Below are 11,103 nucleotides of genomic sequence, written 5' to 3' on the forward strand. Positions count from 1 at the left end.
GCGGCGGAGGCCCGGGCGACCGGTACCCTCTGACGACCCCTCGTGCAGAGCGCCGAGCGGTGCCGACGAGAGACGGAGGACCCGTGCCCGACCAGCCCGTACGGGAGACCCTGACCGAGACCCTGGCGCACCAGGTGCTCGGGCGGCTCGCGGACGTCGAAGGCCCCTACTTCGGCCAGTTCGGCGGCCGCTTCGTGCCCGAGGCCCTCATCGCCGCGCTCGACGAGCTGGAGACCGAGTACCGCAAGGCGCTCGGCGACCCGGCGTTCACGGACGAGCTGGCACGCCTGCACCGGGAGTACACCGGGCGTCCCTCGCCGCTCACCGAGGTGCCGCGCTTCGCGGAGCACTGCGGGGGCGCCGAGGCCGGTCACCGGGTGTTCCTCAAGCGCGAGGACCTCAACCACACGGGGTCCCACAAGATCAACAACGTCCTCGGCCAGGCCCTGCTGGTCAAGCGCATGGGCAAGACGCGGGTGATCGCCGAGACCGGGGCCGGGCAGCACGGCGTGGCCACCGCGACCGCGGCCGCCCTGCTCGACCTCGAGTGCGTCGTCTACATGGGCGAGGAGGACACGCAGCGTCAGGCGCTGAACGTCGCCCGGATGCGGCTGCTGGGCGCCGAGGTCGTGCCCGTGAAGATCGGCTCGCGCACCCTCAAGGACGCGATCAACGAGGCGCTGCGCGACTGGGTCGCGAACGTCGACTCCACGCACTACCTGCTCGGCACGGTCACGGGCCCGCACCCGTTCCCGGAGATGGTCCGCGAGTTCCACCGCATCATCGGCGAGGAGGCGCGCGAGCAGATCCTCGAGCGCATCGGCCGGCTGCCGGACGCCGTCGCGGCGTGCGTGGGCGGCGGGTCGAACGCGCTCGGCATCTTCAACGCCTTCCTCGACGACGAGGGGGTGTCGCTGCACGGCTTCGAGGCCGGGGGCGAGGGCATCGAGACCGGCCGGCACGCGGCCCGCTTCTCCGGCGGGGCCCCGGGCGTGCTGCACGGCGCCCGCTCCTACCTGCTGCAGGACGACGACGGCCAGACGCTGCCGAGCCACTCGGTCTCGGCCGGGCTGGACTACCCGAGCGTCGGGCCCGCGCACTCGTGGCTGCACGACCTGGGGCGCGCCACGTACGAGCCCGTGACGGACGACGAGGCCATGGAGGCCTTCCGGCTCCTGTGCCGCACCGAGGGGATCATCCCGGCGATCGAGTCCGCGCACGCGCTCGCCGGAGCCGTACGGCTGGGTCGCGAGGCGGCCGAGGCCGGTCGTCCCGGCCAGGTGATCCTGGTGAACCTGTCGGGTCGCGGGGACAAGGACGTGGCCACCGCGGCGCGGTGGTTCGGGCTGCTCGACGAGGACCGGACGGACGACACGGCGGAGGGGGACCAGTGACCACGACCGACACCACTCCGGCGGCGACGTCGACCACCGGCGCGCGCCTCGACGCCCTGCGCGACGAGGGCCGCGGCGCACTCGTCGCCTACCTGCCCGTCGGGTTCCCGGACGTCGAGCGCTCGATCGAGGCCGTCCTGGCGACCGTGGACGCGGGCGCCGACGTCGTCGAGATCGGCGTGCCGTACACCGACCCGGTGATGGACGGACCGGTGATCCAGCGCGCCGCGGAGGCCGCGCTCGCCGCCGGCACCCGGGTCCGCGACGTGCTGCGCGTCGTCGAGGCCGTCGCCGAGCACTCGGGCGGGCGCGTGCCCGCCCTCGTGATGACGTACTGGAACCCGGTGCTGCGCTACGGGGTGGACGCGTTCGCGCGCGACCTCGCGGCCGCCGGGGGCGCCGGTCTCATCACCCCCGACCTCATCCCCGACGAAGGCGCGGACTGGATCGCGGCGTCGCAGGAGCACGGCCTCGACCGCGTGTTCCTCGTCGCGCCGAGCTCGACGCCCGAGCGCCTGGCGCTGACCGCCCGCGCGTCGCGGGGCTTCGTCTACGCGGCGTCGACGATGGGCGTGACCGGCACCCGCGACCAGGTGGGCGACCGGGCCGAGCAGCTCGTCGCCGACACCCGGGCGGCGGGCGCCGACCACGTGTGCGTCGGGCTCGGCGTCTCGTCCGGCGACCAGGCCGCCGAGGTGGGCCGGTTCGCCGACGGCGTCATCGTCGGCTCGGCGCTCGTGCGCCCGCTGCTCGCCGACCGTCCGTGGTCCGACCGGCTCGACACGCTGCGGGCGACCGTGACGGACCTCGCCGACGGCGTGCGCCGTGCCCGCGGGGGGCCGGGGGAGGGCGCGTGAGCGCGACCCTGCTGGCGTCCGCGGCGTCGGTGCAGGCGGCGATCCCGAGCCCGTCGCAGCACACGTGGTACCTCGGCCCGGTGCCGCTCCGCGCCTACGCGCTGGCCATCCTGGCCGGTATCGCGGTCGCGATCTGGATCACCACCAAGCGCTGGGTCGCCCGGGGCGGGGACGCGGACGACGTCCTCGACATCGCGTTCTGGGCCGTCCCGTTCGGCATCGTCGGTGGCCGGCTCTACCACGTGATCAGCACGCCCGAGCCGTACTGGGGCGAGGGCGGGGACCCCGTGCGCGCCCTGTACGTCTGGGAGGGCGGCCTCGGGATCTGGGGCGCGGTGGCGCTCGGCGCCGTCGGCGCCTGGATCGGCTGCCGCCGCAAGGGCGTGCGGCTGAGCTCGTTCGCGGACGCGCTCGCACCCGGGCTCCTCGTCGCGCAGGCGATCGGACGCCTGGGCAACTGGTTCAACCAGGAGCTGTTCGGCGCCCCGACGACGCTGCCCTGGGGGCTCGAGGTCTCCCCGGCCGTGATCGAGCGGCTCAACGCGGACACCGGCACGGCGTTCGCGGCGGGGACCCTGTTCCACCCCACGTTCCTGTACGAGCTGCTCTGGAACCTCGGGGCGGCCGCACTTCTCGTCTGGCTCGACCGCCGGTACAGGCTCGGTCATGGGCGGGTATTCTGGGCCTACGTCGCGCTCTACACTCTGGGCAGGGTGTGGATCGAGATGCTCCGCATCGACACCGCCGAGCACGTGCTCGGGCTGCGTCTGAACGTGTGGACGTCGATCGTCGTGGGCCTCGGTGCCCTCGTCGCCTTCGTCGTCATCGGCAGGCGCTACCCGGGGCGTGAGGACGGGGTGGAGCTGCCCGGCCGCAGCCGCGACCGGCAGGAGGAGGACCGTCGGTCCCGGGACGACCGGGTCGACGCCGAGCAGGACACCGGGCAGGACACGGGGCACGACCCCGAGCCCGACACTGAGCCCGACACTGAGCTTGACACCATGAGCACCGCGCACGCCGGGGCCGCCGCAGGCGCCTCCGGCCGGGACGACGGCCGCGACAGCGGCGGCGGACCGCACCGTGCGGACGCGCAAGGACCCGGTCCCGACCAGGGACCGACCGACCGCGCCTGAGGCGACTCCGACCGGGGCACCACCCGGGCGGGGCCGCCTATGTTTCCGACGGGCCGACGATGTCCCGACCACCTTTGAGCATGACGCGCCCGCGTGCGGGCGTGCAGGAGGACGGTGTTGATGACCACGCCGCAGCATCGGGTCGCGCGGCCCTCGGCCCAGGGCCTCTACGACCCCGCGTCCGAGCACGACGCGTGCGGTGTCGCGTTCGTCGCGACCCTGCGCGGGACGCCCGGCCGCGACATCGTGGACGCGGGCCTGACCGCACTGTTGAACCTCGACCACCGCGGAGCGGTCGGTGCGGAGGAGAACAGCGGGGACGGGGCCGGGATCCTCACGCAGATCCCGGACGCCTTCGTCCGTGACGTCGTCGCCGCCGAGCTCCCGCCCGCCGGCCACTACGCGATCGGCATGGCGTTCCTGCCTCAGGCCGTCGCGGAGGCCGACGCGGCCGCCCGCCGGTTCGAGGCGATCGCCGCGGAGGAGAAGCTCGACGTCCTCGCCTGGCGCGACGTGCCGGTCACGGCCGACCTGGTCGGCCCGACGGCGCGCGCCTCGATGCCCCTGTTCCGGCAGGTCGTCGTGGCGGACCCGTCGCGCGAGCTGTCGGGGCTCGAGCTCGACCGGCGCACCTACCGCCTGCGCAAGCGCGCGCAGAACGAGCTCGACCTGTTCCTCGCCTCGCTGTCGAGCCGCACCCTCACGTACAAGGGCATGCTCACGACGGCGCAGCTCGAGCCGTTCTTCCCCGACCTGAGCGACCCGCGCTACGCGTCGGAGATCGCGCTGGTCCACTCCCGGTTCTCCACGAACACGTTCCCGTCGTGGCCGCTGGCGCAGCCGTTCCGGCTCGTGGCGCACAACGGCGAGATCAACACCGTGCGGGGCAACCGCAACTGGATGGCCGCCCGCGAGAGCACCATGGCCAGCGAGGTGCTCGGCGACCTGGCGCCGCTGCTGCCCGTGTGCACCGAGGGGTCGAGCGACTCGGCCAGCTTCGACGAGGTGCTGGAGCTGCTGCACCTGTCCGGCCGCTCGCTGCCGCACGCCGTGCTGATGATGGTCCCGGAGGCGTGGGAGAACCACGCCGAGATGGACCCGGCCCGGCGCGCGTTCTACCAGTACCACGCGAACCTCATGGAGCCGTGGGACGGGCCCGCCTGCCTCACGTTCACCGACGGCACCCTCATCGGCGCCGTCCTCGACCGCAACGGCCTGCGTCCGGGCCGCTACTGGGTCACGGAGGACGGCCTCGTCGTGCTCGCGTCGGAGGCCGGCGTCCTGGACCTCGACCCCGCGACGATCGTGCGCAAGGGGCGCCTCGAGCCGGGGCGCATGTTCCTCGTCGACACGGAGCAGGGCCGGATCGTGGAGGACGACGAGCTCAAGTCGCAGCTCGCCGCCCAGCGGCCGTACGGCGAGTGGATCGCCGGCAACACGATCACGCTGGACTCGCTGCCGGAGCGCGAGCACGTCGCGCACTCGCCCGCGTCCGTCCAGCGGCGGCAGCGCGCCTTCGGGTACACCACCGAGGAGCTGAAGATCCTCCTCACGCCGATGGCCGACACCGCCGCGGAGGCGCTCGGGGCCATGGGCTCGGACACGCCGATCGCCGTGCTGTCGAGCCGGCCGCGGCTGCTGTTCGACTACTTCACGCAGATGTTCGCCCAGGTGACGAACCCGCCCCTGGACTCCATCCGCGAGCAGCTCGTCACGGCGATCGACAGCACGATCGGCCCCGAGCCGAACCTCCTCGAGGAGGTCGCGAGCCACGCCCGCAAGCTCGACCTGCCGTTCCCGGTGCTCGACAACGACGAGCTCGCCAAGATCGTGCGCATCGACCGGGACCCGCGGCTGGAGGGCGAGTTCCGCGCCGGCATCGTGCGCGGCCTCTACGAGGTGTCCGGCGGCGGCAAGGCGCTGCAGGCCCGCCTCGAGGAGATCTTCGCCCAGGTGGACGCGGACATCGCGGCCGGGGTGACGCACGTCGTCCTGTCCGACCGCGACTCCGACTCGGAGCTCGCGCCGATCCCGTCGCTGCTGCTGACCAGCGCCGTGCACCACCACCTGCTGCGGCAGGGCACCCGCACCCGGATCTCGCTCGTCGTGGAGGCGGGCGACGTGCGGGAGGTGCACCACGTCGCGCTCCTGATCGGGTACGGCGCCGCCGCGGTGAACCCGTACCTCGCCATGGAGACGGTCGAGGACCTCGCGCTGCGCGGCTACCTCGCCGTCACGCCGGAGAAGGCGGTCGCCAACCTCATCACCGCGCTCGGCAAGGGCGTGCTCAAGGTGATGAGCAAGATGGGCATCTCGACGATCATGTCGTACCGCGGCGCCCAGATCTTCGAGGCCGTCGGGCTCTCCCACGAGCTCGTCGAGGACTACTTCACCGGCACGACGAGCCGTCTGGCCGGCATCGGCCTGGACGTCATCGCGGCCGAGGTCGCGGCGCGGCACGCGGAGGCGTACCCGGCGTCGGGCAACCACGCGGCGCACCAGCGGCTGACCAGCGGCGGCGAGTACCAGTGGCGCCGGGACGGGGAGGAGCACCTCTTCGACCCCGAGACGGTCTTCCGCCTCCAGCACGCCACCCGCACCGGGCGGATGGACATCTTCCGCCAGTACACGCGGCGCGTGGACGAGCAGTCCCGTCGCCTCATGACGCTGCGCGGCCTGCTGCGCTTCACCCCGGACCGCGAGCCGGTGCCGATCGACGAGGTCGAGTCGGTCGAGGAGATCGTCAAGCGGTTCAACACCGGCGCGATGTCGTACGGGTCGATCTCCGCGGAGGCGCACGAGACCCTCGCGATCGCCATGAACCGGCTCGGCGGCCGGTCCAACACCGGTGAGGGCGGCGAGGACCCGGAGCGCCTGTACGACCCGGAGCGCCGCTCGCGGGTCAAGCAGATCGCGTCGGGCCGGTTCGGCGTGACGAGCGAGTACCTGACCAACGCCGACGACATCCAGATCAAGCTCGCCCAGGGCGCCAAGCCCGGCGAGGGCGGTCAGCTGCCCGGGCCCAAGGTGTACCCGTGGGTCGCCAAGACCCGGCACTCGACGCCCGGCGTGGGGCTCATCTCGCCGCCGCCGCACCACGACATCTACTCGATCGAGGACCTGGCGCAGCTCATCCACGACGCCAAGAACGCCAACCCGGCCGCGCGCGTGCACGTCAAGCTCGTCTCCGAGTTCGGCGTGGGCACCGTGGCGACGGGCGTGTCCAAGGCGCACGCGGACGTCGTGCTCATCTCCGGTCACGACGGGGGCACGGGCGCGAGCCCGCTGACGTCGCTCAAGCACGCGGGCACGCCGTGGGAGATCGGCCTCGCCGAGACCCAGCAGACGCTCGTGCTCAACAACCTGCGCGACCGCATCGTCGTGCAGGTCGACGGGCAGATGAAGACCGGCCGCGACGTCGTCGTGGCGGCGCTGCTCGGGGCCGAGGAGTTCGGCTTCGCGACCGCGCCGATGGTCGTCTCGGGCTGCGTCATGATGCGGGTCTGCCACCTGGACACGTGCCCGGTCGGCGTGGCGACGCAGAACCCGGAGCTGCGCAAGCGGTTCACGGGCAAGCCGGAGTTCGTCGTGAACTTCTTCGAGTTCATCGCGCAGGAGGTGCGCGAGCACCTCGCCTCGCTCGGCTTCCGGTCGATCGAGGAGGCCGTCGGGCACGTCGAGGCCCTCGACACGCGCAAGGCCGTCGACCACTGGAAGGCGCAGGGCCTGGACCTCGCGCCGGTGCTCGCCGCGCCCGAGGCGGTGCCGGGCACCACGCTGCACCAGGTGGCCACGCAGGACCACGGCCTGGCCAAGGCGCTGGACAACCAGCTGATCGAGAAGGCGCGCCCCGCGCTCGAGGACGCGCTCCCCGTGCGGATCGAGGTGCCGGTGCGCAACGTCAACCGCACGGTCGGCACGATGCTCGGTCACGAGGTGACCAAGCGGTACCGCGGTGCCGGTCTGCCCGACGACACGATCGACGTGACCCTCACGGGCTCGGCCGGCCAGTCGCTCGGGGCGTTCCTGCCGCGCGGCGTCACGCTGCGCCTGTACGGCGACGCCAACGACTACGTCGGCAAGGGCCTGTCGGGCGGGCGCATCGTCGTGCGACCCGACCGGTCGGCGGTGCTCGAGGGCGCCGCGAACGTCGTGGCGGGCAACGTCATCGGCTACGGCGCGACGTCGGGCGAGATCCTGCTGCGGGGCCGCGTGGGCGAGCGCTTCGCCGTGCGCAACTCCGGTGCGACGCTGGTGACCGAGGGCGTGGGCGACCACGGCTGCGAGTACATGACCGGCGGGACGGTGCTGGTGCTCGGCCCCACCGGCCGCAACTTCGGCGCCGGCATGTCGGGCGGCGTGGCGTACGTGCTCAACCTGCGCGACGTCGCGATGAACATCCAGGCGGTGAAGAGCGGCGAGCTCGAGGTGGGCGCGCTGGACGACGCCGACTGGGACCGTGTGCGCGGCCTGCTGGAGCGGCATCTCGCGGAGACCGGCTCGCCCGTGGCGGCCGAGCTCCTCGAGGACGACGGCGCACGGGCCCGTTTCTCGCGCGTCCTGCCCGCGGGCTGGGCCCGCGTGCGCGCCGCGCTGGCCGACGCCGAGGCCGCAGGGAAGACGCTGGGCGAGGGCGACGACTTCGACCCGGCGATGTGGGAGCAGATCATGGAGGTGGCGCGTGGCTGACCCCCGCGGATTCCTGAAGGTGCGGGAGCGCGAGCTGCCGCCGAACCGCCCCGTCGAGGTGCGGCTGCGTGACTGGAAGGACACGCACGCCCACCGCGAGGACGGGCAGCCGTTCCTCAAGGAGCAGGCGGGCCGCTGCATGGACTGCGGCATCCCGTTCTGCCACCAGGGCTGCCCCCTCGGGAACCTCATCCCGGAGTGGAACGACCTGGTGTGGCGCGACCAGTGGGCCGACGCGATCGAGCGCCTGCACGCGACCAACAACTTCCCGGAGTTCACCGGGCGCGTCTGCCCGGCCCCGTGCGAGACGAGCTGCGTGCTGGGGATCAACCAGCCCGCCGTGACGATCAAGAACGTCGAGGTCTCGATCATCGACGAGGCGTTCGCGCGTGGCCTGGTGACGCCGCAGGTGCCCCAGCGGCTCACGGGCTCGACCGTGGCCGTCGTCGGCTCCGGCCCGGCGGGGCTGGCTGCCGCCCAGCAGCTCACGCGCGCCGGCCACACGGTCGTCGTGTACGAGCGGGACGACGCCATCGGCGGGCTCCTGCGCTACGGCATCCCCGACTTCAAGCTCGAGAAGACGCACATCGACCGTCGACTCGAGCAGATGGAGGCCGAGGGCACCCGCTTCCGCCCGGGGGTGGCCATCGGGCGCGACATCACCTGGGACGCGCTGCGTCGCCGGTTCGACGCCGTGGTCCTGGCCACGGGCGCCACCGTGCCGCGCGAGCTCACGGTGCCGGGCCGCGACCTGGGCGGCGTGCACGTCGCGATGGACTTCCTGACCCCGGCGAACAAGGCCGCGGCGGGCAACCCCGTCGACGGCGCGCCGTCGGCCGCGGGCAAGCACGTCGTGATCATCGGCGGCGGCGACACCGGCTCGGACTGCCTCGGCACGTCGCTGCGGCAGGGCGCCGCCAGCGTCACCACCCTGGCGATCGGCAAGCAGCCCCCGCTCGAGCGGTCGGCGAGCCAGCCCTGGCCGACGGACCCGATCGTCTTCGAGGTCTCGACGTCCCACGAGGAGGGCGGGGAGCGCAGCTACCTGGCCTCGACGGTAGAGTTCGTGGGCGGCGAGGACGGGAACGTCCGGGCCCTGAAGGTCGCCGAGACCGAGTACCTGCCGGACGGCCGGCGGGTGCCGAAGGCGGGCACCGAGCGGGAGATCCCGGCGGACCTGGTCCTCATCGCGATGGGGTTCACCGGCCCGGAGACCGACGAGCTGGTGACCCAGACCGGCGCGGAGCTCACGACTCGCGGGCTGGTGCGGCGCGGCGACGACTACGCCACCAGCCTGCCCGGCGTCTACGCGACGGGTGACGCGGGCCGGGGGCAGTCGCTGATCGTCTGGGCGATCGCCGAGGGCCGCGCGACGGCGGCCGCCGTGGACGCCTACCTGCAGGGCAGCTCCGAGCTGCCCGCGCCGGTCGGCCCGCGGACGGTCGCGCTGCGAGGATAAGAAGAACAACGACGAAGCAGTACCCGGGGCCGTTCGGGCGCCCGGGCGCCGCTCCGGCTCGCGCCGGGGCGGATCGACGACGAGGCTGGAGACATGCGCAGAGCGAAGATCGTGTGCACCATCGGACCCGCGACGGCGTCCCCGACCAAGCTCCGTGAGCTGGTCGACGCGGGCATGGACGTGGCCCGGATCAACCGGAGCCACGGGGAGCAGGCGGAGCACGAGGCCGTCTACCACGGTGTCCGAGAGGCGGCGAAGGAGTCCGGCCGCAACGTCGCAGTCCTCGTCGACCTCCAGGGCCCGAAGATCCGGCTCGGCCGGTTCGCGGGCGACCAGAAGCACTTCCTCAACGAGGGTGACACGTTCACCATCACCACCGAGGACGTGGAGGGCACCAAGGAGCTCGTCTCGACGACCCACAAGGGCCTGGCGGGCGACGCCCGCGTCGGCGATCCGCTCCTCATCGACGACGGCAAGGTGCGCGTGCGCGTCACGGCCGTCGAGGGCCCGCGCGTCGTGACGACCGTCGAGGTCGCCGGCCCGGTCTCGAACAACAAGGGCATCAACCTCCCCGGCGTCGCGGTCTCCGTGCCGGCGCTGTCGGAGAAGGACACCGACGACCTGCGCTGGGCGCTGCGCATGGGCGCGGACATCATCGCGCTGTCGTTCGTGCGGTCCGCGAAGGACTACGACGACGTCGCGGCGATCATGGCGGAGGAGGGCCGTACGGTCCCCGTCGTCGCCAAGATCGAGAAGCCGCAGGCGGTCGAGAACCTGGAGGAGGTCGTCGCGGCCTTCGACGGCTTCATGGTGGCGCGCGGCGACCTCGCCGTGGAGATGCCCCTGGAGCAGGTGCCGCTGGTGCAGAAGCGCATCGTGGAGCTGGCCCGCCGCAACGCGAAGCCGGTCATCGTCGCCACGCAGGTGCTGGAGTCCATGACCACCAGCCCGACGCCGACGCGTGCCGAGGCCTCCGACTGCGCCAACGCGGTGCTCGACGGCGCGGACGCGGTCATGCTCTCGGGCGAGACCAGCGTGGGCGACTACCCGATCATCACGGTCCAGACGATGGCCCGGATCATCGAGGCCACCGAGGAGATGGGCCGCGAGCGCATCGCGCCCCTGGGCTCCTCGCCGCACACCCGCGGCGGCGTCATCACCCGGGCGGCCGCCGAGATCGGCGAGACGCTCGGCGTGAAGTACCTCGTGACGTTCACCCAGTCGGGTGACTCGGCCAAGCGCATGTCGCGCCTGCGGTCGGGCATCCCGCTGCTGGCGTTCACGCCGGAGGAGAGCGTGCGCAACGTGCTCGCGCTCACCTGGGGCACCACCACCTACCAGGTGCCGAAGGTCGAGAGCGTCGACGCGATGGTCGGCCAGGTCGACTCCACGCTGCGTGCCAACGGGCTCGCCGAGCCCGGCGACCGCGTCGTGATCGTCTCGGGCGCTCCGGTGGGCGTGCCCGGCACGACGAACTCGATCCTCGTGCACCAGGTCGGCAGCCACTCCGACGTCTGACCTCCGACGGCCCGACGACGACGGCCCGTGCCCCTCGGCTTCTCGCCGAGGGG

6 protein-coding genes are annotated in these 11,103 nt (G+C 73.0%); all 6 read left to right on the plus strand.

Going from position 1 to position 11,103, the window contains the following annotated elements; all coding sequences use genetic code 11:
* The first annotated feature begins 83 nt into the window (after positions 1–83).
* The 6 genes from trpB to pyk all read left to right on the plus strand — a co-directional run bounded on the left by trpB (position 84) and on the right by pyk (position 11,050).
* Positions 84–1,394: a tryptophan synthase subunit beta gene (trpB, locus tag ACFQ8E_RS17595; protein ID WP_430551857.1), complete on the plus strand. Its 1,311-nt coding sequence runs from the start codon at positions 84–86 to the stop codon at positions 1,392–1,394.
* On the plus strand, positions 1,391–2,251 hold the full coding sequence (gene trpA / locus ACFQ8E_RS17600) for a tryptophan synthase subunit alpha (RefSeq protein ID WP_430551858.1): 861 nt from the start codon (positions 1,391–1,393) through the stop codon (positions 2,249–2,251). The genes trpB and trpA overlap by 4 nt, the downstream gene beginning before the upstream one ends.
* Complete coding sequence (lgt, locus tag ACFQ8E_RS17605) at positions 2,248–3,384, plus strand: prolipoprotein diacylglyceryl transferase (RefSeq protein ID WP_430551859.1); 1,137 nt, start codon at positions 2,248–2,250, stop codon at positions 3,382–3,384. Before trpA ends, lgt begins: the two co-directional genes overlap by 4 nt.
* 120 nt (positions 3,385–3,504) lie before the next feature.
* Positions 3,505–8,073: a glutamate synthase large subunit gene (gltB, locus tag ACFQ8E_RS17610; RefSeq protein ID WP_430551860.1), complete on the plus strand. Its 4,569-nt coding sequence runs from the start codon at positions 3,505–3,507 to the stop codon at positions 8,071–8,073.
* On the plus strand, positions 8,066–9,532 hold the full coding sequence (locus tag ACFQ8E_RS17615) for a glutamate synthase subunit beta (RefSeq protein ID WP_430551861.1): 1,467 nt from the start codon (positions 8,066–8,068) through the stop codon (positions 9,530–9,532). The genes gltB and ACFQ8E_RS17615 overlap by 8 nt, the downstream gene beginning before the upstream one ends.
* Positions 9,533–9,625: 93 nt before the next feature.
* A complete protein-coding gene (gene pyk / locus ACFQ8E_RS17620) occupies positions 9,626–11,050 on the plus strand; it encodes a pyruvate kinase (RefSeq protein ID WP_430551862.1) in 1,425 nt (474 codons plus the stop codon).
* Positions 11,051–11,103: the final 53 nt, after the last annotated feature.

The organism is Isoptericola sp. NPDC056573, from assembly GCF_042793335.1.
Lineage (GTDB): Bacteria > Actinomycetota > Actinomycetes > Actinomycetales > Cellulomonadaceae > Isoptericola.